The sequence below is a fragment of the Roseovarius maritimus genome (assembly GCF_043355895.2).
GTDB lineage: Bacteria > Pseudomonadota > Alphaproteobacteria > Rhodobacterales > Rhodobacteraceae > Roseovarius > Roseovarius maritimus.
On sequence record NZ_JBHFPF020000001.1, the window covers coordinates 249,302 to 273,436 of the forward strand.

General features: G+C 64.2%; 24 protein-coding genes and 2 tRNA genes. 12 read left to right on the plus strand and 14 right to left on the minus strand.

Features of this window, described 5'->3' with window-relative positions:
- Positions 1–14: 14 nt before the first annotated feature.
- Positions 15–1,661, minus strand: a complete 1,647-nt coding sequence (locus tag ACEWPM_RS01200; RefSeq protein WP_476454002.1) for a L,D-transpeptidase family protein — start codon at positions 1,659–1,661, stop codon at positions 15–17.
- A gap of 313 nt (positions 1,662–1,974) precedes the next feature.
- Here ACEWPM_RS01200 and mepK point away from each other — a divergent pair, with 313 nt between their 5' ends.
- The 3 genes from mepK (at position 1,975) to ACEWPM_RS01215 (ending at position 3,823) form a co-directional block, all read left to right on the plus strand.
- Positions 1,975–2,544, plus strand: coding sequence for a peptidoglycan L,D-endopeptidase MepK (gene mepK, locus ACEWPM_RS01205; RefSeq protein WP_393960660.1), 570 nt, complete (start codon positions 1,975–1,977; stop codon positions 2,542–2,544).
- An 80-nt stretch (positions 2,545–2,624) separates the two neighbouring features.
- Positions 2,625–2,698 (plus strand) — tRNA-Gly (locus tag ACEWPM_RS01210).
- 60 nt (positions 2,699–2,758) lie between these two features.
- A complete protein-coding gene (locus ACEWPM_RS01215; RefSeq protein ID WP_393960661.1) occupies positions 2,759–3,823 on the plus strand; it encodes an AbrB family transcriptional regulator in 1,065 nt (354 codons plus the stop codon).
- 14 nt (positions 3,824–3,837) lie between these two features.
- On the opposite strand, the gene ACEWPM_RS01220 is transcribed toward ACEWPM_RS01215, so the two are convergent.
- The 3 genes from ACEWPM_RS01220 to ACEWPM_RS01230 are packed head-to-tail and all read right to left on the minus strand — an operon-like array spanning position 3,838 to position 6,887.
- The gene (locus tag ACEWPM_RS01220; protein WP_393960662.1) at positions 3,838–5,655 is read right to left on the minus strand and encodes an ABC-F family ATP-binding cassette domain-containing protein; all 1,818 of its coding nucleotides are present in this window, start codon (positions 5,653–5,655) and stop codon (positions 3,838–3,840) included.
- An 8-nt stretch (positions 5,656–5,663) separates the two neighbouring features.
- On the minus strand, positions 5,664–6,401 hold the full coding sequence (locus ACEWPM_RS01225; protein ID WP_393960663.1) for a GNAT family N-acetyltransferase: 738 nt from the start codon (positions 6,399–6,401) through the stop codon (positions 5,664–5,666).
- Positions 6,402–6,425: 24 nt separating this feature from the next.
- A complete protein-coding gene (locus ACEWPM_RS01230) occupies positions 6,426–6,887 on the minus strand; it encodes an outer membrane protein assembly factor BamE (protein WP_393960664.1) in 462 nt (153 codons plus the stop codon).
- Between the two features lie 90 nt (positions 6,888–6,977).
- On the opposite strand from ACEWPM_RS01230, the gene ACEWPM_RS01235 reads away from it, so the two are divergent.
- The 8 genes from ACEWPM_RS01235 (at position 6,978) to ACEWPM_RS01270 (ending at position 12,831) form a co-directional block, all read left to right on the plus strand.
- Positions 6,978–7,544 carry a YceD family protein gene (locus ACEWPM_RS01235; RefSeq protein WP_393960665.1) on the plus strand — a complete coding sequence of 189 codons (567 nt, stop codon included), beginning with the start codon at positions 6,978–6,980 and terminating at the stop codon, positions 7,542–7,544.
- A 170-nt stretch (positions 7,545–7,714) separates the two neighbouring features.
- Positions 7,715–7,921, plus strand: a complete 207-nt coding sequence (gene rpmF / locus ACEWPM_RS01240) for a 50S ribosomal protein L32 (protein WP_393930069.1) — start codon at positions 7,715–7,717, stop codon at positions 7,919–7,921.
- Between the two features lie 144 nt (positions 7,922–8,065).
- The gene (gene plsX, locus ACEWPM_RS01245; RefSeq protein WP_393960991.1) at positions 8,066–9,196 is read left to right on the plus strand and encodes a phosphate acyltransferase PlsX; all 1,131 of its coding nucleotides are present in this window, start codon (positions 8,066–8,068) and stop codon (positions 9,194–9,196) included.
- Positions 9,193–10,167 (plus strand): beta-ketoacyl-ACP synthase III, encoded by a 975-nt coding sequence (locus ACEWPM_RS01250; RefSeq protein WP_393960666.1) that lies wholly within the window; start codon positions 9,193–9,195, stop codon positions 10,165–10,167. Before plsX ends, ACEWPM_RS01250 begins: the two co-directional genes overlap by 4 nt.
- A gap of 122 nt (positions 10,168–10,289) precedes the next feature.
- Positions 10,290–10,592, plus strand: coding sequence for an integration host factor subunit alpha (ihfA, locus tag ACEWPM_RS01255; protein WP_393930065.1), 303 nt, complete (start codon positions 10,290–10,292; stop codon positions 10,590–10,592).
- Between the two features lie 2 nt (positions 10,593–10,594).
- The gene (locus ACEWPM_RS01260) at positions 10,595–11,488 is read left to right on the plus strand and encodes a MerR family transcriptional regulator (RefSeq protein WP_393960667.1); all 894 of its coding nucleotides are present in this window, start codon (positions 10,595–10,597) and stop codon (positions 11,486–11,488) included.
- Positions 11,489–11,567: 79 nt separating this feature from the next.
- Positions 11,568–11,644 (plus strand) — tRNA-Pro (locus ACEWPM_RS01265).
- Between the two features lie 110 nt (positions 11,645–11,754).
- Entirely contained in the window at positions 11,755–12,831 is a 1,077-nt protein-coding gene (locus ACEWPM_RS01270; protein ID WP_393960668.1) for a 2'-deoxycytidine 5'-triphosphate deaminase, read from the plus strand.
- A gap of 24 nt (positions 12,832–12,855) precedes the next feature.
- Here ACEWPM_RS01270 and ACEWPM_RS01275 read toward each other — a convergent pair whose 3' ends face one another.
- The 8 genes from ACEWPM_RS01275 to ACEWPM_RS01310 all read right to left on the minus strand — a co-directional run bounded on the left by ACEWPM_RS01275 (position 12,856) and on the right by ACEWPM_RS01310 (position 21,678).
- The gene (locus tag ACEWPM_RS01275; RefSeq protein WP_393960669.1) at positions 12,856–13,056 is read right to left on the minus strand and encodes a hypothetical protein; all 201 of its coding nucleotides are present in this window, start codon (positions 13,054–13,056) and stop codon (positions 12,856–12,858) included.
- 70 nt (positions 13,057–13,126) lie between these two features.
- On the minus strand, positions 13,127–13,807 hold the full coding sequence (gene scpB / locus ACEWPM_RS01280; protein ID WP_476454003.1) for an SMC-Scp complex subunit ScpB: 681 nt from the start codon (positions 13,805–13,807) through the stop codon (positions 13,127–13,129).
- On the minus strand, positions 13,791–14,585 hold the full coding sequence (locus ACEWPM_RS01285; RefSeq protein WP_393960670.1) for a segregation and condensation protein A: 795 nt from the start codon (positions 14,583–14,585) through the stop codon (positions 13,791–13,793). The genes scpB and ACEWPM_RS01285 overlap by 17 nt, the downstream gene beginning before the upstream one ends.
- Positions 14,575–15,585 carry a beta-N-acetylhexosaminidase gene (gene nagZ / locus ACEWPM_RS01290; RefSeq protein ID WP_393960671.1) on the minus strand — a complete coding sequence of 337 codons (1,011 nt, stop codon included), beginning with the start codon at positions 15,583–15,585 and terminating at the stop codon, positions 14,575–14,577. Before nagZ ends, ACEWPM_RS01285 begins: the two co-directional genes overlap by 11 nt.
- Before the next feature lie 21 nt (positions 15,586–15,606).
- The gene (locus tag ACEWPM_RS01295) at positions 15,607–16,659 is read right to left on the minus strand and encodes an SPOR domain-containing protein (RefSeq protein WP_393960672.1); all 1,053 of its coding nucleotides are present in this window, start codon (positions 16,657–16,659) and stop codon (positions 15,607–15,609) included.
- 83 nt (positions 16,660–16,742) lie between these two features.
- Complete coding sequence (gene argS, locus ACEWPM_RS01300; RefSeq protein WP_393960673.1) at positions 16,743–18,488, minus strand: arginine--tRNA ligase; 1,746 nt, start codon at positions 18,486–18,488, stop codon at positions 16,743–16,745.
- 63 nt (positions 18,489–18,551) lie between these two features.
- A complete protein-coding gene (locus tag ACEWPM_RS01305) occupies positions 18,552–20,462 on the minus strand; it encodes a cation:proton antiporter (protein ID WP_393960674.1) in 1,911 nt (636 codons plus the stop codon).
- Entirely contained in the window at positions 20,452–21,678 is a 1,227-nt protein-coding gene (locus ACEWPM_RS01310) for a deoxyguanosinetriphosphate triphosphohydrolase (RefSeq protein ID WP_393960675.1), read from the minus strand. Before ACEWPM_RS01310 ends, ACEWPM_RS01305 begins: the two co-directional genes overlap by 11 nt.
- A gap of 102 nt (positions 21,679–21,780) precedes the next feature.
- On the opposite strand from ACEWPM_RS01310, the gene ACEWPM_RS01315 reads away from it, so the two are divergent.
- The gene (locus ACEWPM_RS01315; RefSeq protein WP_393960676.1) at positions 21,781–22,104 is read left to right on the plus strand and encodes a HesB/IscA family protein; all 324 of its coding nucleotides are present in this window, start codon (positions 21,781–21,783) and stop codon (positions 22,102–22,104) included.
- A gap of 36 nt (positions 22,105–22,140) precedes the next feature.
- On the opposite strand, the gene ACEWPM_RS01320 is transcribed toward ACEWPM_RS01315, so the two are convergent.
- Both ACEWPM_RS01320 and ACEWPM_RS01325 read right to left on the minus strand, forming a co-directional pair.
- Positions 22,141–23,049, minus strand: a complete 909-nt coding sequence (locus ACEWPM_RS01320) for a DMT family transporter (protein WP_393960677.1) — start codon at positions 23,047–23,049, stop codon at positions 22,141–22,143.
- Positions 23,046–24,131 carry a DUF6902 family protein gene (locus tag ACEWPM_RS01325; protein WP_393960678.1) on the minus strand — a complete coding sequence of 362 codons (1,086 nt, stop codon included), beginning with the start codon at positions 24,129–24,131 and terminating at the stop codon, positions 23,046–23,048. The genes ACEWPM_RS01320 and ACEWPM_RS01325 overlap by 4 nt, the downstream gene beginning before the upstream one ends.
- Between the last annotated feature and the right edge of the window lie 4 nt (positions 24,132–24,135).

Here is a 24,135-nt window from a genome sequence, read left to right on the forward strand (position 1 = left end):
TGGCGGTGCGATATCTATCCCTGAATAGCGGGCAGTGAAACCCCCGCCTTTTGCAGCGCGTCCCAGATCTTGCCGTCGCGGCCATAGATATCGTCGCGATACTGCACCGGGCCTTTGGCCGGCACGGTGACGGTGCGATAGATGATATGCACCGGGATCTTCTGCTCCAGCGGCACCTGGGTCTGGCGGCCCGAACTCAGTATGCGGTCGAAATAGGTCTTGGGGTCGGCCTCCTGCCGCGACAGGATTTCATAGGCGAAATCGAAGGGGCGCTGCAGGCGGATGCAGCCATGGCTGAACGCGCGCACATTGCGGTTGAAGAGGTTCTTGGACGGCGTGTCGTGCAGGTAGATGTTGTACTTGTTCGGAAACATGAACTTGACCAGCCCCAGCGCATTGCGGTTCGAGGGCGGCTGTTTCAGCGCAAAAGGAAATGTGCGGGCCGAGTAGGCATTGAAATTGACATTGGCCCGGCTGACCTCCTGCCCGCGCGAATTGTAGAGCTTCAGATGCCCCGCCGCGCCGCGATTGCGCTGCATCTGCGGCAGATATTCCTTGACCGTGATCGAGCGCGGGACGTTCCAGACCGGATTGATCTCGAGATATTCCATCTCGTCCGAAAACTCGGGGCTGCGCTGGCCCGAGGTATTCTTGCCGATAACGGCGCGGGTCTCGAAGGTCAGGCTGTCGTCATCCATGATGCGGGCGGTGAAATCGGCAAGGTTGACCAGGATGTGCCGCTGCCCGCGCGGCTTGTTGAGCCAGCGCTCGCGCTCCATCGCGACATGCAGCATGGGCAGACGCTCGGAGATCGGCTTGTTGATCTCGGCCATGGTCGCAGCGCCTGCGGTGCCGTCGGCCACCAGCCCGTGCGCCGCCTGGAACTGCTGCACGGCCTGCATGATCGGGATATCATAAGTGCCTGTCGCGGTCCGCTCCAGATAGCCCATCTGCATCAGGCGGTTGCGCAGCGCGATAACCTCGGGGCCCGACTGGCCGGGCGCCAGGGACGTCGCAGGCACTGCGGGGCCCCAGCCGCCGGTCGCAAGCATGCCCTCAAGCCGGGTCTTTTCGCGCAAAAGCCGCGCGTATTCGCCCGACTTGGGCGCCAGGTTGCGAAAGAATCCGGAAGGTGCGCTGGTGGCAAAGCTGGTCAGCAGCTCTTCGTCGCTACGCACGGGAACATCCCGCACAATGTCGCTGACAACGCGCGACGGCGTCAGGATGCCGGTATGCATGTCATGGGCAAGGCGTAGGAAAGTGCGCGACATCGCGACCTCGACCGCACCCAGATCGCGCGGAGTGCGCGCCGCGCGCATCATCGCCAAAAGCCCCGGTGCGTCATACCGGCTTGCGGGCAGGCCATGCGCGGTGGCGTCGTCAATCGCCTGCAGCAGAGCCTGCCGGCGCGCGCGGCCTGTCTCGCCCTGAATGGTCCAGATGGCTTTGAATCCGCTGGCGCGGTAATACTCCGCCAGCCCGTCCTCGCGCGCGGCTCCCTCTGCCACGGCCTGCTTGAACGCGGTAACGCCCGCCGTCGCCGCAGGCGGCGCGGCAAGGATCATCGCCGCCGCGATTGCCGGCAGCACCGCCCGCCGCGTGCCCTGCACCCAGCGCGAATCCCTGCCAGGTGTGGTCTGGAAAAACGCGGCAATGGTCATGTGGTCCCCCGGCACTCGTTAATCACAGCAGCACTCCCACATCAGCCGGGCAATCAAGCTATTGTCCACCCATTTTTCCGTGATCGGGCCAAAGCTTGGAGGCGTGCGACGCAAACGCATCAATCCATGGCAACCGGGTTACGCATGCTTTGAAATGCGCGGAAATGTGCCGAAATTCATTGCCAAAATAAAAATCGGGAACCTTCATCTTGGTTAGCGATTCTTAATATGCCATAGCTACAAATGCATCTGGGGGAAGATGAAACGCCCGCGCCAAGCGGGGTATAATTTGAAGCGACGGACAGGCAAATCAATGACCGATTCCAGAACGACCAGCCTGTCGCGGCGTGCGCTTTTGGGCGCGTTCGCGGCAACCGCACTCGTTGCGGCCCCATCTTATGGCAACGCTTTCGGACTTCTGCGCGGCGCCGGCGATATCCGCCGCCTGCGCATGACCTCGCCCCGCACGGGCGAGAAGATCGACACGATCTACTGGATCGAGGGTGAGTATATTCGCGATGCCGTAAACGAAATCTCGGCCTTCATGCGCGACTGGCGCACCAACGACATCAAGGGCATCGATGTGCGCACCGTCGATATCATGGTTGCCGCGCATAACCTGCTGGACACGTCCGAGCCATACACGCTCCTTTCCGGTTATCGCAGTCCCAAGACCAACTCGATGCTGCGCAGCCGCTCTGGCGGGGTCGCCAAGAACTCGCTTCATCTCAAGGGACAGGCCGCCGATCTGCGGCTCGGCTCGCGCTCGGTCGGCCAGATGAGCAAGGCGGCCATGGCCTGCCGTGCTGGCGGGGTGGGCCGCTACTCGCGCTCGAATTTCGTGCATATGGATTGCGGCACGGTGCGCAGCTGGGGCGGCTGACACGCCCCCTCGCACAGCCCGCAGCTCCCGCGTTTTCACCTTGAATTCCGCCCGCATCCGGTGCTACCAGATCAGGTGCGGCGGGTATGGTGAAAAGGTATCACGGCAGCTTCCCAAGCTTTAGTTACGGGTTCGATTCCCGTTACCCGCTCCATCCCCGCCACTGACGCGCAGGCGCATCCGATGCAGCGATGGACATGACACGGCGATCCTCATGAGCCGGACCGCACGCGCCGCCACCAGCCTCGCCCTTCTTGCGCTTGGCACCCTCGCCGCCTTCGTGGCCAATGCGCTTTCGACGCCGCTACCCTTCATGCTTGGTCCTCTTATTGCCGTCGGGGCTGTCGCCTGCAGCCGCGCGGCGCGGTTTATGCCGACGGGCTACCGATTTCCGCAACCTCTGCGCGAAAGTTTCATCGCGATGATCGGATTGATGATCGGCGCCCAGGTCGCGCCCGATCTTTTCCGAAACGCTCCGGGCCTCATGCTCAGCATCGGGGCGCTGACCGCCTTTGTCCTTCTGTCGCTGGCTGGCAATTACCTGCTCTTTCGCAGTATTGGCGGCTTCGATCGCCCCACCGCCTTCTTCGCTGCGGCCCCCGGCGGCCTTTACGAGAGCATCGCACTGGGGGAGGCGGCGGGCGCGGATCTGCCCCGGCTGATGACTCAGCAATTCCTGCGCATCATCGTCGTGGTCACCGCCCTGCCCTTCGGCATGTCGCTGCACTTGGGCGCGCCGGTGGGCAGTGCGGCGGGCGTCAGCATGGCTCAAGGCCCTGTGCCGTGGGGCGCCATGCCCTGGCTGGCCCTTGCCGGCTTGGTTGGCTGGGCCTTGGGACGTGCCGCGCGGCTGCCCGCGCCGCAGCTGACCGGCCCACTCGTCGTCGCGGCTGCGCTGAACCTCGCGGGGCTGGTGCATCTGGACGTGCCGCCCTGGCTGGTCAATGTTGCGCAAGTGGTAATCGGCACCGCGCTCGGCACGCGATTTGCGGGCATCGGGCGCGGCCTGATCCTGCGAGGCGCCGCGCTGGCTATGGTATCCGTGGGCGGTATGCTGCTATTGGCGGCGGGGATCGCAGCGCTTCTGCGGCCCCTCTTGGGCGAGGCGTTCGACACGCTTTTGATCAGCTTCGCCCCGGGCGGCGTGACCGAGATGGGGCTGATCGCGCTCAGCATGGCCGCGAACCCCGCTTTCGTCACGATGCATCACATTCTGCGCATCCTGATCACGGTCGTTGCGGTGACGGCTCTGGGGCCGCGCCTGCGCGCGGGCACATGAAGGTCAGCCGCGCGTCAGCCGGCCTTCTCTTCCAGCGTCAGCCACTCTTCCTCGGCCTTGGCCAGCGCTTCTTGCCGCGCGGTCAGCGCCTCGGTCGCCTTGCGGAATTTCACCGGCTCGCGGGTAAAAAGCTCGGGGTCGGCCATCAACCCCTCAAGCTTGCCGATCTCTGCCTCAAGCCGTGCGATCTCATCAGGCAATTCGGCCAACCGGTGCTTCTCGGTAAAGCTCAACTTGGTAGAATTATCCTTCGGCGTCGGGGCGTTGCCCTTGTCTTTTGAAGTGCTCTTGGGCGCCGGACTGGCCGAGGCCGCCCATTCGGGCTGGCGCTGCGCCTGGTAATCGGACCAGCCCCCCGCATAGGCAGTGGCGCGGCCGTTGCCCTCCATAGCGATGGTGGTTGTGGCGATCCGGTCCAGAAAATCGCGGTCGTGGCTGACGAGGATGATCGTGCCATCGTAATCGTCCAACAGCTCCTGAAGCAGATCCAGCGTCTCGATATCCAGATCGTTCGTCGGCTCGTCCAGCACCAGAAGGTTCGATTCGCGGGCCATCAGCTTGGCCAGCAGCAGCCGGGCCTTTTCGCCCCCCGAAAGCGAGCGCACCGGCGCGCGCGCCTGCGCCTCGTCAAAGAGGAATTCCTTGAGATAGCCGATCACATGGCGCGGCGATCCGCGCACAAGGATCTGGTCGGCCTTGCCCGACACGCGCATTTCAGGATCACCAGTCAAACTGTCCCAGAGGCTCATCTCGGGGTCGAGTTGCGCGCGCGCCTGGTCGAATACGGCTGGCATGAGGTTGGTCCCGAGACTGACGGTGCCGCTATCGGGCGCCTCCTGCCCCAAAAGCATGTTCAGCAGCGTTGTCTTGCCCACGCCATTCGGCCCAACCAGCGCGATCCGGTCGCCCCGCAGCACCCGAAGCGAGAAGTCCCGCAGGATCACCTTGTCGCCGTAAGCCTTTGATATGCCTTCTGCCTCAATCACCTTCTTGCCGGATTTCGGCCCGGCCTCCAGCGCCATGGCCGCGGCGCCCTGACGCTTGATCTGACTGCTGCGCTCAGCCCGCAGATCCTGCAAGGCGCGCACGCGGCCCTGATTGCGCTTGCGCCGGGCGCTGATGCCCTCGACGGCCCAGCGGGCCTCGGACTTGATCTTGCGGTTCAGCTTGTGGCGTTGCTGATCCTCATCTTCCCAGACCTTGTCGCGCCATTCTTCGAAATGGGTGAAACCCTTTTCCTGCCGGCGCACCATACCCCGGTCAATCCAGAGGGTTGCGCGCGTCAGTTCACGTAGAAATGCGCGGTCGTGGCTGATCAGGACATAGCCAGTGCGCGTCTCTTTCAGCGTGTTCTCCAGCCAGGCGATCGCCTCGATATCGAGATGGTTCGTCGGCTCGTCCAGCAGCATGAGCTCGGGCGCTTCGGCCATCAGCTTGGCCAGCGCGGCGCGGCGGCGCTCCCCGCCCGAGGCGGTCTCGACCGGGCGGGCAGGATCGAATTTGAGGCCCTCACCGGCCATTTCGACGCGGTAATGCTCGGCCGGGTCCAGCTGACTGGCGGCGAAATCGCCCAGCGTGGCAAAGCCGGACATGTCGGGGTCCTGCTCCATGTAACCGACCGAGGCGGCGGGGGCGACAACGCGCATGCCCGCGTCAGGCTCGACGAGGCCGGCCATCACTTTCATCAGGGTGGATTTGCCTGATCCGTTGCGCCCGACCAGCGCCACCCGGTCACCCGGCTGAACGACAAGCGAGAGGTCGGCAAAGACGGGATCGCCCCCGAACGTGAGGGAGATATCGGAGAGTTGCAAAAGGGGGGGACGTGCTGCCATGGCGCCCGCTACCGTGCTGCGCTGCCGCCGTCAAGCGTGCTGCGCAGGCGGCGCTTGCGCGCCTCGGGGATGCGGGCGATCTCGAGCCCGGTAAATACGTGGATCGTGTTCATTTCAGGGTCGATCACTGCATGGTCGCTGACCCAGCCGCCCATGCCCAGATAACTCCGCAACAGGGGCGGCATCATCGCACGCGCGGCGGCAGGATCCGAGACCTCGCCCACCAGCGGCACGGCATTGGCGGTGCGGCGCCCCGGCCTCCATGCGGGCGGGGCAAGGTGATGCGCGGCCAGCGCGGCAAAGGCCTCACGATAGGGTGCGGGGTCCGTGCCGCGCAAAGAGGTGCAGCCGATCAGCAGTGCAACACCCTTGTCATCGACATGGGCAGTGATCTCGCCCCATGCGGCGCGCAGGATGTCGGGATCATGGGCGGCAGGATCGACGCAGAACCGGCCAAGCTCGGTAATGTGGCCGGGATAGTCGGCCAGCGCAGTCAGGTCATAGAATTGCGCGGCATAGCTGCGGGTGAAGTCGGCGCCCGCCAGCGCCATGAGGCGAAAGCAGGCAACAAGCCGCCCCTCGCGCCGATCCTCGACCACGATATGGGTGCACTGCGCATCGAAGGTATCCCCATCGGGGCGGGTCAGGCCGAAAGCCCGTGTGCGCAAGGCCTGCGCCGCCGCCAGATCGTGCTGCCCTTCAGCGAGCCGCGCGATGTAGCGGCGCTGCGATGAAGGGGCGATCACAGGCGCACCCCCGCCCCAAGCACCCTAGAAGAAGTCGGCCGGGTTGATATTGCCGATATTGCCCAGCATCTGCCGCAGGAAGCCTTTGCCCTGCACGCTCGAATCCGTGACGCGGCGTGAAAGCGGCACGACATTGCCGTCGCGCAGATCGAACCGCTCGATATTCGAGACGATTCCCTGCTGGTCGAAGCTGATGGCCAGCACCTGACGCTCAATCACCTCAGGGCGCAGCATGCCGTAATGCCGGACGCGGCTGCGCACGTAGTAATAGTCGCCGCCCGACAGAACACCGGAGGCCGAGGGCGCGCCGATCACGTCATCGACCGTTGCCCGCGTGTCGACGCCGGGCGCCAGTTGCGCCAGATCCTCGTCTGGGGGCACATACCCATGATTCTGGTAAGTCGCGGTGCAACCCGCAACGGCACCAAAGCCGACAAGGGCAAGCACCATGGCGCAGGCTTTCAGCGAAAAATGGGTTCCGAACATGACTGCCCTCTTGCATCCCGGCCCGCCGGGCCTTTTATCCCGCTTACAACACTCCATACCGGAGGTTCAAGAAAGGAAGCGTTTTCCGCCATGGCAAAGCTGCTGAAAGACCCCGCCGCGCTGCGCGTGGCCGAACTGCCCAAGGGCACCACCCTCAGCTTCGATATCGTGCCGGATGCAGACATGCGCGCCGCGATGGCCCAGGAACTGGGCGTCATCGCCCTGCGCAAGCTATCCTTTCGGGGCACGCTGGCCCCGCTGGGCCGGCGCGACTGGCAGCTGAAGGCAGATCTGGGCGCCACCGCGCAGCAAGAATGCGTGGCCACGCTGGAGTCGGTAACAACCCGCGTCGATACCCGTGTGGAGCGCCGCTTTCTCACCGATATGCCGCAGCCCGAAGAGCTGGCCCCGACTCCGGACGATGGCGTGGAGATGCCAGAGGATGACACAGAAGAACCGCTGGGCGAAGTGATCGACCTTGCACGCGTACTGATCGAGGCGGTTGCGCTTGCCCTGCCCGATTATCCGCGCAAGGACGGCATCGAGCCCGCGGACGCCATCGCCGCTCCTCCGGGTGAGGCGCCGCTGGACGACGATGCGGTCAAGCCCTTCGCAGGGCTGGCCGCGCTGCGGGCGCAGATGAAGGATGACGAGTAGTCCGGTCAGGGCGCGGCGACCGCGAGAATTCGCTTGCAGATGTTGCAATTCGCTGTATTTTCGCGCTCTCACAGGATTTGGGGGTTGAACCGGCGCCCCAAGGCGGACTATGTGCCGCGGAACCTCATGGAAACAGGGCCGAACCGGCCCACAGGAATCGGGATCGCGACATGGCCGTCCAGCAGAACAAAGTATCGAAATCGCGCCGCAACAATCGCCGCGCGCATGACGCCCTCAGTGGCGCCAACCCCAATGAATGCCCCAACTGTGGCGAGCTGAAGCGCCCGCATCACGTCTGCTCGGCATGCGGCCATTACGCGGACCGTGAAGTCGTCGCGCTGGCAGATGAGGTCGATCTGGACGAAGACGCGGCCTGAGCCGCGCCTACTTCCGACTCCGCCGCGCCTGATCATTATTGAGGACGGACCGCCTGCATGACTGCGCGTCCAGACACTGGGCCGGCCCTCGCCGGCCAGACCGGCGCATCGCAGACCGGCACATCATCAGGCTCGCAGCCGGATGTGACCGCTGAACCTGATGCCCGGGCCTCAACCTCGGAACGCGGCCAAGCCCCTCTCAAGGGCAAGACAGTCATTTCTGTTGACGCAATGGGCGGCGATTTGGGCCCCGCGACCGTGGTGGCTGGCATCGCCGCCAGTGCGCACAAAAACCCCGATATTGCCTTCATCGTGCACGGCGCAATCGCCGAGCTCGAGCCGCTTGTGGCCAAGCATCGCGTTCTCGCCGATTGCTGCGTCCTGCGCGACGCCGCCGGCGTCGTCACCATGGAGGACAAGCCCAGTCACGTCGCCCGCCACGGCAAGGACACCTCGATGTGGTCCGCGCTGGAATCGGTGCGCGCGGGCGAGGCGACGGTTTGCGTCAGCTGCGGCAACACAGGGGCGTTGATGCTGATGTCGGTGCTGCGCCTGCGCCGCCTGCCCGGCATTTATCGACCGGCCATCGCCGTCATGTGGCCCTCGCGCAATCCGCAGGGTTTCAACCTCTTGATGGATGGCGGCGCGGATATCAGCGCGGATGCCAAGGATCTGATGCAATACGCGCTGATGGGGGCCGCCTATGCGCGCAACGGATTCGGTGTGCAGCGCCCGCGCATCGGTCTGCTGAATGTCGGCACGGAGGAGCACAAGGGCCGCGCCGAGCTGCGCGAGGCGCATGACCTGATCGCCGCCCACGCGCGCGGCGCCGATTTCGATTTCGTCGGCTTTGTCGAGGGACGCGATCTGCCGGGCGACACCTGCGATGTGATCGTGACGGACGGCTTCACCGGCAATGTCGCGCTGAAAACCGGCGAGGGCACCGCCACGCTGATCGCGGACCTTCTGCGCGAGGCGTTCCAGTATTCGATCCTGTCGCGCATCGCCTCGGTCCTTGCTTACCCGTCGCTGCGCCGCCTGAAAAAGCGGATAGACCCGCGCCGCTTCAATGGTGGCGTGTTTTTGGGTCTTAACGGCACGGTCGTCAAATCCCACGGGGCCGCCGATGCCACTGGCGTTTCGGCTGCGGTCAAGCTGGCTTTTCAGTTGGCGCAGACCGGCTTTTCGGAGAAGCTGGCCTCGCGCGTTGCCTTGGCCGCCCTGCCCGCTCAGGATGACACCGAGGACGAAGCCACAACGGAGAAATCCCAATGACCCGCCGCGCCGTTCCTCTCGGGATCGGGCATTACCTGCCTGACCGCATCGTCCCGAATGCCCATTTCGAAGAGCTGGTCGATACCAGCGACGAATGGATTCGCACGCGCTCGGGGATCGAACGGCGCCATTTCGCCGCCGAGGGGCAAACCACGTCGGACCTTGCCGTGCGCGCGGCACGTGCGGCGTTGGAAAACGCGGGCATCGGCATTGACGGTATCGACGGCATCATCGTCGCCACCTCGACCCCTGACCTCACCTTTCCCTCGGTCGGCACCATGGTGCAGGCCGAGTTGGGCATGACACACGGCTTTGCCTTCGACGTGCAGGCCGTCTGCGCGGGCTTCATCTATGCGCTTTGCAATGCCAATGCGATGATCGTCTCGGGCCAGGCCGACCGTCTTCTGGTGATCGGGGCCGAGACATTCAGCCGCATCATGGACTGGACTGACCGCAGCACCTGCGTGCTCTTTGGCGATGGCGCGGGCGCGCTTGTCCTCGGGGCCGAGGACGGGGCCGGCACATCGGATGACCGCGGCATTCTGGCAACCGATCTCAATTCCGACGGGCGCTATCGGGAAATGCTCTATGTCGATGGCGGCGTCTCGACCACCGGCACCTCGGGCAAGGTGCGCATGCAGGGCAATCCGTTATTCCGCCAGGCCGTGGACAAGTTGGCATCGACCGCCGAAGCGGCCCTCGCCAAGACTGGCGTGACATCCGCAGATGTGGACTGGATCGTACCGCACCAGGCGAATATCCGCATCATTCAGGGCACCGCCAAGAAGATGGGCGTGCCGATGGACCATGTGATCCTGACCGTTCAGGACCATGGCAATACCTCTGCTGCATCCATTCCGCTGGCCCTGTCGGTCGGTGTCGCGGATGGCCGGATCAAGCGCGGCGATCTGATTCTCAGCGAGGCGATTGGCGGCGGTCTGGCGTGGGGCGCGGTGGCGCTACGCTGGTAGTCCGGCTCTCAGCACCGCTCATTGGTGCAAAACCCGCTTAAACAGCCCCTTGCAAGCCATTGTAATTGACTCGCAAATTTCTTCGCCCCTATTGTTGCTCAAAATATATTTGGGGGATGGCGATGAGTGACAAGACTTTGACGCGGATGGACCTGAGCGAAGCGATTTTCCGCGAGGTCGGCCTGTCCCGTAACGATTCGTCCCAACTGGTCGAAAGCGTGCTTGAACATATGTCGGATGCGCTGGTGCGCGGCGAGCAGGTGAAAATCTCGTCCTTCGGCACATTTTCCGTGCGCGAGAAATCGGCCCGTGTCGGGCGCAACCCGAAAACCGGGGAAGAAGTCCCGATCAATCCGCGCCGCGTTCTCAGCTTTCGTCCCTCGCATCTGATGAAGGATCGCGTGGCAGCCGGGAACAAGCGCTGATCATGTCCAAATCCGCGGACGCCTTTCGCACCATCAGCGAAGTCGCAGACTGGCTGGGCATTCCTGCCCATGTCCTGCGCTTCTGGGAGAGCAAGTTCACCCAGGTGAAGCCAGTCAAGCGTGCCGGCGGGCGGCGCTATTACCGACCCGCCGACATGCAGTTGTTGGGCGGCATTCGCAAGCTGCTGCATGACGACGGCATGACCATCAAGGGCGTGCAGAAGGTGATGCGTGATCAGGGTGTGCGCCATGTGGCGTCACTCTCGCCACCGCTCGACGCCGATCTGGAAGGCACCGTTGCCGATATGGCACTCGACGTGCCCGAGGCCGAAGAAGAGCAGCGCGGCCAGGTTGTGAACTTTGAACGGCCGGCTGGTAGCCAGCCGCGGGTTGAGACATCTGAAGGCGAAGATGCGGCCGAGGAGGCCGGCGCAGGGGCGTCCGCCAAGGATATCGCTGAAGCAGAGGCCGCCCCGGATACCGAGGCCGTTGAGGCGGAGGCCGATACTGCCGAGGTGGATCAGACCGAAAGCGCAATCGACGAGACCACGCAGAACGACAGCTCCACTCCGCAGGCCCTGCCGCCAGACCAAACTGCCACGCGCAGCCCTGCACCGGCTAAGATGACCGCCGACGAGGCTGCCGATTCGGGTGACCCGACGCCTAAGGAAGAGGCCGGCCAGGCCGCCCCAGCGCCCGCGCCGGAGCGTCAGAGCATCGCACCTGTCGATACACCCGATGATCCGCCCGACACCATGCCTGCGCCTGCCTCGATCGTTGGGAAGTTAGCCAACCTCAAGCACGTCACGGCGGCCGAGGCCGCTGATTATGCCGATATCGCCAACCGCCTTGCCGATCTGCGGCAGCGCATGGGCGATGGGCGCAGTCCATCCTGAAGCTCATCCTGAGGCGATGTCGAAAAATCGGATTTAGCCCTTGTCGCCGCCGCCAAAACAGGTAAGAAAGCGCCATCGTCGGGCTATGGCGCAGCCTGGTAGCGCGTCCGTCTGGGGGACGGAAGGTCGCAGGTTCGAGTCCTGCTAGCCCGACCATAACCACCCTTCCCCAGCTCCCCTTCACGCACTGCCAGATCGTTTTTCCAAACAATTGCATCGGGCCGCCAAGGCGGGTAGTTAAGCCCAAGTTTGATAGGGGCATGACGATGACCGGGGTTCTCTCCAGCCAGGAATTAGAAGGTCTGATCGCGGACGGCGCCATCACCGCCACCCCGCCCGTGCGCCCCGAACAGATCCAGCCCGCCAGCATCGATCTGCGCCTTGGCACTGTCGCCTACCGCGTCAGGGCTTCGTTTCTGGCCGGACATGGCCGCCGCGTCGCGGATCGGCTGGCCGAGTTCGAAATGCACCGCATTGATCTGACTGCGGGCGCCGTGCTGGAAAAGGGCTGCGTCTATGTGGTGCCACTGATGGAATCGCTGGCCCTCCCCGAGTGTGTTCAGGCCACCGCCAATGCCAAGTCCTCCACCGGGCGGCTGGACTTGCTGACGCGGGCCATCACCGATGGCGGCGCTGAGTTCGACCGGATTCCGGCGGGCTACACCGGACCTCTCTATGCCGAGATCTGCCCGCGCTCCTTCTCCGTGCTGGTGCGGCCCGGAATGCGCCTCAACCAGATCCGCTTCAGCGATGGCGGCGCCGCGTTGACAGATGCCGAGCTGACAGCGCTCCACGCCTCCGACAAGCTGGTCGATAGCGATCCTGTGATCGATGACGGCCTGGGATTTTCGGTCGATCTGAGGCCCGATGACGGCACATTGGTCGGCTACCGGGCCAAGCCGCATACGGGCGTGATCGACCTTGATAACATTGGTTATTATCCGCCCGCCGAGTTTTGGGAGGAGGTCCATTCCGAGCGCGGCCAGATCATTCTCGATCCCGGCGCGTTCTATATCCTCGTCAGCCGCGAAGCAGTGCATATCCCGCCCGATTACGCCGCCGAGATGGCGCCCTACCTCGCCATGGTCGGGGAGTTTCGCGTGCATTATGCCGGGTTCTTCGATCCAGGCTTTGGCCATGATGCGGCGGGCGGCACAGGGTCACGAGGGGTGCTGGAGGTGCGCTGTCACGAGGCTCCGTTCGTACTGGAGCATGGGCAGATCGTTGGCCGCCTGATCTACGAGCGGATGAGCCAGAGGCCCGCCACGCTCTACGGCGCGGGTCTCAGCTCCAACTATCAGGGTCAAGGCCTGAAGTTATCCAAGCATTTCAAATCCGTATAGACCAATCTTAATGCGATGAATGAACTACATTCGCCCCATGCGGCGCGCGATCTTCATCGTGCTACGGGCACGTTTCTGCGTTTCTGACGCATCGGGGGACGGCCCGGCATCTTTGCCTTTGGACATCCGCTTGCTCACCGCGCCGATACCGGCATCCACGCCGGACCGCATCAGGCGACGCATGATCATGCGCATCGCCATGGAGATCAGTTGATTGGCGTTCATTGCGCCCTCCTGCTTTTCCTCGTCGTTACAACATAGCATCGAATAGTGCAGATTTCAGGGCACCCGGCGCTTATTCTTCAAAAAGCTCGCTCTGATCGCCGTCATCCAGCGGGCCTTCATCCTCGTCCTCATCCTCACCGGCGGGCGCGCCTGGCATCGACATGGGCGGCAGGCGGCTATCCAGAAGCCCTGCGGCCCGTAGCTCCTTGAGGCCGGGCAGGTCGCGGGCGCTTTCCAGGCCGAAATGGCCCAGGAAGGTATCTGTCACTACGAAAGTCACCGGCCGGCCCGGCGTCATGCGGCGGCGGCCAAACCTTATCCATTCCAACTCGAGCAGCTGATCGACGGTGCCACGGCTGACCGAGACGCCGCGGATTTCCTCAATCTCGGCGCGGGTGACAGGCTGCTGATAGGCGATGATGGCCAGCGTCTCGATCGCGGCGCGGCTCAGCTTGCGGGTCTCGACCGTCTCGCGCTCCATCAGAAAGCCTAGATCGGGCGCCGTGCGCATGACATAGCCGTCGCCCACCCGCATCAGCTGAACGCCGCGCCCCTCGTAGCGCTTGCGCAAATGCACCAGCGCCTCGGCAGGGTCGCTGCCATGGGGCAGACGCGCCTCCAACTCGCGAACACCGACAGGATCGGACGCGGCAAAGAGGATCGCCTCGACCATCCGCTCCTGCTCGGCCATGGGCGGGGCGGCAAAAAGGCTTTCGCTCGTGTCGTCAATATCTTCAGCCACGTCTCTCATCCCGTTTTCGCAACTCGATAGGCCCGAACACCTCGCCCTGCCGCAACTCGACCCGGCCCTCCTTTGCCAGCTCCAGAGACGCCGCAAAGGTCGAGGCCATGGCCGAACGGCGCCGCGCGGGATCGGTGCCGAACCCTTCCGGCAGATAAGTGGAAATGTCAGTCCAGTCCCCGCCAAATCCGATTAGCCCGCGCATCCGGTCCAACGCCTGTTCGAGCGAGAAGATCGCCTCGCGGTCCATCGCATAAGGGCGGAATTCATCGCGGGTGCGGGTGCGGGCATAGCCCTGCATCAGGTCCAAAAGCGTCGCGGTATAACGGACGCTGCGTCTGCGCGTGACCTCTTCGGGCCGGCCGCGCGCAAAGAAATCGCGCCCCAACTGGCCCCGCGCCATAAGCCGCGCGGCGACGTCGCGCATGGCCTGCAAGCGCTCCAGTTGAAAGGCCAGATGCGCGGCCAGATCCTCGCCAGAAGGGCCGTCTTCTTCGGGATCGGGGGGCAGCAGCAGGCGCGATTTCAGAAAGGCGAGCCATGCGGCCATGACAAGGTAATCTGCGGCCAGCTCCAACCGCAACTCGCGGGCTTTTTCAACAAATTCAAGGTATTGGCGGGCAAGTTGGAGCACTGAAATCTTGCGCAGATCCACCTTTTGCGTGCGGCTGAGAGTAAGCAGCAGATCGAGCGGCCCCTCGAAGCCGTCGACATCGACGATCAGTGCCTCGGCGGCCTGCCGCTCCGCAACGCTCGCGCGCTGTTCTTCCCAATCGTCATCCGCCATGTGCAACGCCGCCGCTCATGGCGGACAGCTTTGCCTCCAGCGCGGAAATGTCAACCTCCGTGGGCGTGCGGCGTGCAGCCAGCGCTGCCTCGGCGCGGGCCAGCCCGGCGTCATCAAGACGTCCTGCTGCCTCGGCCACGGCGCGGCGGTCCTCCAGCGAAGCATTGCATAGCAGCGCCACATCGCAGCCTGCATCAAGCGAGGCGCGCGCGATATCGGTCAGGCTGCCGCTGAGTGCCCTCATCGAGATATCGTCGGTCATGATCAGCCCGTCAAAGCCGATCTCATCGCGGATGAGGCGCATCATTCGGGGCGAGATGGTGGCGGGAAGATCGTCAATCGCCGCGTAGACCAGATGCGCGGTCATACCCATCGGCAGACCGTTCAGCGCCTTGAAGGGGGCGAAATCACAGGCTCTCAGAGCGTCCAGATCCGCGTCGACCACCGGCAGGTCCAGGTGGCTGTCAGCCTGCGCGCGGCCATGTCCGGGGATGTGCTTGAGCACCGGCAGCACCCCGCCGTCCAGAAGGCCATCAGCCACGGCCCGGCCTAGCTCGGACACCTGCGCAGCGTCGGTGCCGTAGCAGCGGTCGCGCAGGAAATCATGAGTTTGCGGGCCGGCAACATCGACGAGGGGCGCGCAATTGCTGTCGATACCAACCGCGTGCAACTCGTGCGCGATCAGGCGATAGCGCAGATACATGACCTCGCGCGCATTTCTGCCCGCCGCCTCGACCTGGCTCAGCGGCGACGGCCAGTCACGCCAGAGCGGCGCACGCAGTCGCTGCACGCGCCCGCCCTCCTGATCGATGGTTATGGGCGCGTCGCGGCCCACCGCATCGCGCATCTCGGCGCAAAGGGCGCGGACTTGATCCGCGCTCTCGATATTGCGTCTAAAAAGGATGAAGCCGAACGGATCCGCATCGGTGAAGAAGCGTTTTTCCTCCGCGCTGAGCCGCGTGCCCGTCGCATCAAGGATGGTGGCGCCGAAATGGGTCATGCGTTCTGCCTGAGATTAATTTTACCGGGTAACCACTGGAATACATTCCGCTTTTTCAGCCACAAGGGCCGAACAGAAGCGCCGTGCATCAGCCAGATCCTCGAAGCCCATCGCGCGCAGGCGATAGAATGTCCGCCCGCCGCTGGTGGCACGCTGGATCACGCGGTCCTTGCCTTCGAGATACTCCTCGAAGCGCACATCCAACCTGTCCCACTCCTCGCGGGCGATTTCCTCGCTGGAAAATGCACCGAGCTGCGCCAGCCGAGTGCCGATGGCGATGCTTTCGGGGTCGATATCGCGGGCCTCTGCATCGGGGGCCGCTGCAGCAACGACCTGGCGGATATTGCTCAGATCGGCCGGGCGGGCCTTGGGCCGCAACGATGCGGTGATGGTCCCGGTGGTCTGGTCTTCTTCGCCGGCACCCGCGTCTTCGACGGTCTCTTCTCCGGCAGGCTCGGCATCGCTCAGCGGATCCAACGGGGTGATCCCCTCGCTGATCGCTCCGGCCAGCGCCAGCATTTCGGCGGTGCCGTCTTCGTCTGTGGAAGCGGGCGCGCTTTCGACCGGCGCGGACGCCTCCTCAGCCACATCTTCTGCTTCCGGCGCAGGCGTCTCTACCTCAGCTTGCTGAGCCGGTGCGGCTTGCTGCACGGGCACGGGGGCGTCGTCTTCCGTCAGGTCCAGCGGCGCGGGGGCGAGGATCAGCTCGTCCGGGGCCTTGCCCGCCGTGCCGACAGCGGCGACGTCATTTACGGATAGCCCCTGGTTCTGCGCCTGGCGCCCGCCCGGATCCTCGGGCTGCACACGGATCGGCCCCTCGGCGGCGCGGATAACCGGCACGCCGCTGACGTCGCGCACCAACAGCTTGTAGCCCCAGACGCCAAGTCCAATGACCAGAGCGACCGAAACGATCGACCCCACCGCGTAGGTCGCGCGTGTCAGCGCGCCAGGCGCTTGTTGTTCGTCCTCCCAGCGGGGCGCGGTCTGCGCGTTGTGATATGCGCCGTCAGACGTGTTGCCACTGTGGTCGCCATGATGGCCGCGCGGGATCTCGTGTGGGTGATGATCTGCCATTGTCCGCCTCTTGTCCGCCGGCGGGCTGCGGAGCCAGCCGAGGGAATGAATTCTGCCTCATTGTCCCCGGCGGCGCGCGATTTTTACCGCATCTCTTCTGCCGGAGTGACGCCCAAAATACCCAAACCCGCGGAAATGACAACGCTTGCGGCCTTGGCCAGCGCGATTTTCGCCTGACTTGTGGCCGGATCGCCCTCCTGGATGAAACGCAGCTCGGGCACATCATGGCCACGGTTCCAGAGCGCATGCAGATCGGACGCCAGATCATAGAGGTAGAATGCCACGCGGTGCGGCTCGCCGGTGCGGCCCGCGATCTCGATCAGGCGCGGCCATTCGGCGATCTTGCGCGCCAGCGCCAGCTCGGCCTCATGGCCGATCAGGTTCAGATCCGCGCCCTTCAGGACCGCATCCGACACGTCGATGCCCGCCGCCTCGGCCTTGCGCAGTACCGAGCAGACACGCGCATGGGCGTATTGGACATAAAAGACTGGATTGTCCTTGGATTGCTCCAGCACCTTGTCGAAATCGAAATCGAGCGGCGCGTCGTTCTTGCGCGTCAGCATGACAAAGCGCGTCACATCCGCGCCGACCAGGTCGACTACGTCGCGCAGGGTGACAAACGTTCCCGCGCGCTTCGACATCTTGAAGGGCTCGCCGTTCTTGTAGAGCTTGACCAGCTGCGTCAGCTTGATGTCGAGCGGTACGCGGCCGCCCGAGAGCGCCGAGACGGCGGCCTTCATACGTTTGACATAACCGCCGTGATCGGCGCCAAAGACGTCGATCAGCATGTCAAAGCCGCGCATGACCTTGTCATAGTGATAGGCGATATCGGGCGCGAAATAGGTCCATGCGCCGTCAGACTTCTTGACGGGCCGGTCCACGTCGTCGCCGTGGGCGGTCGAGCGGAAGAGCGTCTGTTCGCGCGGTTCCCAATCCTCGGGCATCTTGCCCTTCGGCGGCTCCAGCACGCCCTCGTAGATCAGGCCTTTTTCATCCAGCGAGGCAATCGCCTTCTCGATCAGGCCGGTGCCGTAGAAGGACTTTTCGGAGCTGAATTTGTCCATCTCGACGCCAAGGGATTTCAGGTCGGTGCGGATGAGGTCCATCATCGCATCCGTCGCAAACTCGCGCAGCTCGGCCAGCCAGACCTCTTCGGGCTGGTCAACCCAGGCATCGCCGACCTTCGCCTTGAGCTGCTCGCCCGTCTCGATCAGGTAGTCGCCGGGATAGGTGCCATCGGGGAAATCGACGGCACGGCCATGCGCCTCAAGGTAGCGCAGGTAAACGGATCGCGCGAGTGTATCGACCTGCCCGCCGCCATCGTTGATGTAGTATTCGCGCGTGACGTCATAACCGTTGAAATCCAGCAAGCTGGCCAGCGCATCGCCAAAAACCGCGCCGCGCGTGTGACCCACATGCAAGGGGCCGGTGGGGTTGGCGCTGACATATTCAACATTGACGCGCAGCCCCTGCCCCATCGTCGAGCGGCCGAAATCATCGCCTGCCTCCAGCACGGCGCGCAGCACGCCGCGCCAGCAATCGGGCGAAAGGCGCAGGTTGAGAAAGCCGGGACCGGCCACCTCAGCGCTGTCGATGCGCGCATCCTTGGCCAGTTCGGCGGCCAGCGCATCGGCGATGTCACGTGGCTTCATCCCCGCGGGCTTGGCCAGCACCATCGCGGCATTCGTGGCCATGTCGCCATGCAGCGGATCGCGCGGTGGCTCGACGGTGACATTGCCCATCTCCAAGCCGGCAGGCAGCGTGCCTGCGGTCTCCAGCGCGCCGAGCGCCTCCAGAACGGCGGCGCGGATATCGGTAAAGAGGTTCATCGCATCATTCCTTGAATTCCGCCCCAATTTTCGCTGCCCGTCTTAGCACCGATGCGGCCCGCGTCAATCGCTGCGCTTGTCTCTCTCAGCGTCAGCCTTCTCCTCTGCCTCCGCATCCTTGGCGGCCTCTTGCGCGTCGTTCTCGCCATTGCGCTCGGCGGCCTCACTGGTGCGGTCGCGCCCGGGCGACAGGGCCAGCAGTCGCATGCCCGCCCCGGCCTTCAGTTCGGCATCGGCAGCGAGGATGCGCAGGGCGCGGTCGGGCGTCACTTCGGCCAGCGGGATCGACTCGGGGTTGTCCTCTCGCCAAGCGTCCAGCCCGTATTCCTCGGTCAGGTTGGTGGCGCGCACCTCCCAGCCCTGCTGCATGTATTGCGCCAGTTCCAGATAGCGCAGGCCACCTGCAATACTGCGCCCGCCCAGCGTCGCGGGCAGCGCGTGGCGCGTCTGCTCCTGCTTGGCGCGCTTCAGTTGATAGACATGCTCGCGCCCGAATTCAGGGGCAAGGTCCGTGACGACAAGCGTGTTGTAGGCGTCGTTGTCGGAGGTGGCGACAACCCGGCCAAAGCTGATGAACTCGACCCCATGCTCGGCCCCCTCCGAAAGGATGTCGCCCACATAGATCGGCAGGCCCAACTCGCGCGCGCTGCGCAGTCTGGCACGGTTGGCATCGGCGATCAGGACGGGGATGTCCTCTTCCTTCAGCGCCTCGGCAAAGGCAGACGAGAAACGCGAGCCGCCAACGAAGATCACGCCCGGCACATGCGCGCCGGCCAGACCCAGCGCACGGCCAAGCGGGCGCAGGGTAAAGCCGTGCAGGACCACCGTGGCCGCGACCAGCGCGAAGGCCAGAGGCGTGAGCACGTCGGCATCTTCGATTCCGGCATTGACCAGCCTGTCTGAAAAGAGACCCGCAACCGCCACCAGAACCACCCCGCGCGGGCCAGTGAAGGCGACCAGGATCCGCTCGCTCATCGGGACGTTGCTGAACGCCAGCGAAGCCATGACCGTGATCGGACGCACGACCAAAATAACGGCCACGACAAAAATCACCGATGGCCAGCCCAGAAGGCTGAGCCGCTCGATATTCATCGAAGCCGCCAGCAGAATGAAGACGCCCGAGACCAGCAGGACCGTCGCATGCTCCTTGAAGCGTCGCAGCTCGGTATAACTGGGCAGGCCCGCATTCGCGATGTAAAATCCCATGATGGTCACGGCCAGAAGGCCACTTTCATGCAGCAGCCCGTCCGACAGCGCAAAGACCAGCAAAAGGGACGCGAAGAGCACCGGAACCTTCATGAATTCGGGCACCCGGCCTCGCCGGAACCCTTCCGACAAGGCCCAGCCGGCAGCAATGCCCATTGCGATCGCCCCGACGATGCCGACGCCCATGTCCCAGATCGCCGCGCCGAACGTCTCGCTGGCATAGATGACCAGAACCACCTCGAAGGCGAGGACCGCCGCCAGCGCACCGATGGGATCATTGACAATCGCCTCCCATTGCAGCAGTTGCGCGGGCCTCTTGCTGAGCCGCGCAGTGCGCAACAGGGGCGCGATGACCGTGGGACCGGTAACGATCATGATGCCGCCAAAAACGGCCGCGCTGGCCCAGCTGAGGCCCGCGATATAGTGCAGCGCCGCCGCTGATCCGGCCCAGCCGATCGGTGCGCCGATAAAGACAAGGCGTCTTACCCCCCCTGCCGCCTCGCGCAGGGAATGCAGGTTCAGCGTCATCCCGCCCTCGAACAGAATGATTGCCACCGCGATCGAAATCATCGGCGTCATCAGGGGGCCGATATCCCGCTCGGGATTGAAGATGCCCAGACCCGGCCCGATGGCGAGGCCCGCCAGCAGCATCAGCACGATGGCCGGCAGGCGCAGCTTCCACGCGATCCATTGCGAGCCGACGCCGATGGCCCCCACCAGCGCAAAGGCCATGACCGGGCTCATCGCGCCCGCGCTTTCAACTGCCATTCGTCGTCTCTCCTGCTGAGCTGGGCCAGGACCCTGCGCCGCCGGGACCGCCGAGATGCGCGGCGTGCTGCGCCAGCGCGTATCGGTCGGTCATTCCGGCAATATAATCGCTGACCAGCCGGGCCAGTTCGGTCGTGTCTTTCGCCGCCTCCACATCGCTCTGCCAGCGGCGCGGCAGATGCCTAGGCTGCTCCATGTAGAACGGGAACAACCCTTCGACCACATTGGTTGCCTGGGCGCGTTGCACCATCACCATCGGGGCGCGGTACATGCGGGTAAAGAGAAATTTGCGCACCCCTTGCAGATCGCGCCAGAGCGCGTTCGAAAACCGGATCACGGGCCGACCCAGATGACGCACCGCCTCGCTGCTGGCAGGGCTGGCCTCGGCGATGATCGCGCGGGACGCCTCGATCACGTCGCCCACCATAACGCCGAAGACACGCCTGAGCGCCTCGTGGCGTCGGCGATAGGAATCCAGGCCAGGATAGAGACGGTCAACCTCGCCATAGCAGTCCCTGAGGATCGGCAGCTCGGCTACCTCGTCCTCGGTGAACAGCCCTGCGCGCAGGCCATCGTGCAGGTCGTGGTTGTTATAGGCGATATCATCGGCCAGCGCGGCCACCTGCGCCTCGGCGCTAGCATGGGTGTGCAGCTCCAGATCGTGATGCGCGTTATACTCGGCCAGCGCATAGGGCAACGCGCCAGCAGCCTTCCCCCCGATGTGCGTGACAGGGCCGTTATGCTTGGCCAGACCCTCCAGTGTTTCCCATGTCAGGTTCAGCCCGTCGAACTCGGCGTAATGCCGCTCCAGCCGGGTGACGATGCGGATGGCCTGCGCGTTGTGATCGAACCCGCCATAGGGCGTCATCAGCGCATGCAGCGCGTCCTCGCCCGTGTGGCCAAAAGGCGTGTGCCCCAGATCATGCGCCAGGGCCACAGCCTCGGTCAGCTCGGCATTGAGGCCGAGCGCGCCGGAAATCGTCCGAGCCACCTGTGCCACCTCAATCGAATGCGACAGCCGCGTGCGGAAGTAATCTCCCTCATGCGCAACAAAGACCTGTGTTTTGTGCTTGAGCCTGCGAAAGGCGCTGGAATGGATGATCCGGTCGCGGTCGCGCTGAAAGCAGGAGCGAAAAGCGCTTTCCTCCTCGGCCACAACGCGCCCACGCGATTGGCCGGGACACGCGGCGATATCGGGCCTCGTCAGAGCGATCATATGGGCGGCCTCCTTGCCGGGTGGTGCTGCGCCCCATATATTGCAAACGTATCGACAGTGAAACTGTCCAAACCCACCGCACGTCCCCCAGTGGAGGCCCTTATGAACCTGCCGCCCAAAGTCACCCCCCGCGCGTTCGAGCGCCTGAGCGAAATCGGCGCCGGAGATCAGGGACAAGCCTTGCGCATCGCGGTCGAGGGCGGCGGTTGCTCAGGCTTTCAGTATGATATCAAGCTGGACACCCCCGCCGAGGATGATCTGGTACTGGAAGGGCAAGGACAGAAGGTAGTTGTCGATGCCGTCTCGCTCCCGTTCCTGACCGGCGCGGTCATCGATTTCAGCGAGGAGTTGATCGGCGCACGCTTTGTCATCGAGAATCCCAATGCCAGCAGCAGCTGTGGCTGCGGCACGTCTTTCTCCATGTAAATCAGGCAAATACGCGGCGAGTCTTGCGCATCACCTTCACTCCGCCGGAACCACCTTTCGCCCAGCCGCGCCGGGATAGGCCTGATCGTAGATCAGCCACGCGCCCGCCGTGATCACAAGCGCGGCACCCAGATAGATTGCGGCGCCCGGCACCTCACCGAACACAGCCGCGCCAATCACCACCATCCACAGGAACTGTAGGTTCATCAGGGGTGTGATCACATAGGCTGGCAGCATCTTGAAAGCCGCCACCAACACCCAGCGCGCGCCAAACAGCAGCCCGGCATAGAGCACGGCCCAGCCCAGATCGGCCGCTCCCATGGGTGCCCAGACGAAAGGCAGCGCGCAGGCACTGACCGCGGCGAGTGCAAGATTGGGCCAAAAGACCTGCGCCAGAAGGTTACCGTCCCGCATCCCGATATAGCGCGAGGCCATCATCGACACCGTTCCCAGCAATACCGCAGCCAGCGCCACCGCGTGCCCTGCTCCGAAACTTTCAAAGCCGCCGGGCGCAAGGCAGAGTAGCCCGATCATGCCCAGCGTCAGCGCGCCCCAAGCCTGAGGCCGCACAGCCTCGCCCAGAACGGGGCCAGAAAGAAGCGCGGTAAAGAGCGGGATCATCGCAATAAAGAGAAAGACCTCGGCGAAGGGCAGCAGGCGGAACGCGTAGAAAAACGCCCCCGCGCCCAGAACAGTCGCAACGCTGCGCACCGCCATGGCCCGCGGGCAGCGCGTGCCAACGCCGCGCGGGCTGGGCCCGGCGCGGTTGACCAGCACCGACAGAAGCGCGACGATACCACCCGACAGCGCAAAAAGCTGCGGCGCCGCATAGCTGGCGGCAAACATCTTGGTAATCGCATCGGCGCTGGAAATCAGCGCGGTGTAGATGACCGTCAGGCCCACGCCCGCCGCTATTGCCGCCCCAGCGGTGCGCGCGGCGATCATAGCGCCGCCCCCCGCGCCAGGCCGCCTCTCAGCCCAACCCGCGCGAAGCCCTCGAAAAACGCGCCAAACTGGTCGGTCGACGCCTCGGCAGCGATCAGGGCTGCCTGCGCCTCGTCGGAGACCTGCGCCGCGACCTCTTCGCGCATCACTTCCCAATCGGAAGAACGGGCGCGACCCATTGAATAGATGCAATGCGACAGCTCGCGCAGCGGCGCCGAGGCGGGCCGCATGCGGGCAAAGGTGACGCGCCCCTCGGGCACATGATCGCCAAAGCCGCCCTGACCTGCGCGTGTCATGAACCAGTTCAGCATCAGGTATTCGTGGTAGTCGTCCTGCAGCCCGTCGCTGTCCTCGAGCGAGAAGGTACGGATCTGCTGGGTCAGCCAGATCTCCCACACCTCGGGGGCCTCCATTCCGGCAAACCGCATCGCAAGGCAGATCTCGGCCAGAAGGTCGGCATTGAAATCCAGAAAGGCCAGCGTGCCGGCAAACATCAGGCTGCGCCGCGCCTGCGCATCCAACTGCGGATCCTTGCGCCCGTATTCGGACAGGTAGAAAACGATGTGTGTTAGCTCGTAGGCTGCCTTCTTGTTGGGCATGGTAAAGGTATGCGACCGCCCGGCAAAGCCGCGAAGCCGCGCATCCAGCCCGTCATCGTCCGGCAGCGGATCGATCCCCCGCCGCGCGCACAGGCGTCGCGCCTCGGCGCGCTGCAGATCCGACAGCTCGGCATCGGCAAGGCCCTGATCGGCAACCCATGCGGCCAGCGTGGCCCCCTTGCCGCCCGTCATGCCAAGATCTTCCAGATCGAGGCACAGCGACAGAAGGAAGCGGTAATACTGCGGAAAGAACTCCATCCGCTCTTCGATGTCATCATAGAAGTTGTCGTATGGCGAGAGGGCGCCGGGCGCGATATCGGCTCCGGTGCATTCTAGGATGTTCAGCATCTCGGCGTTTTCCTTGAGCCAGAAAACATCCTCTTGCGTGCGGCGCGTCTGCGCGAAGGTTTTGAGCAAGGCCGCCTGGCGTGCGGCCTTGCTGTGCTGCCGGAACGGGACGTCGAGCTGGACGATGGTGGTCATTTTG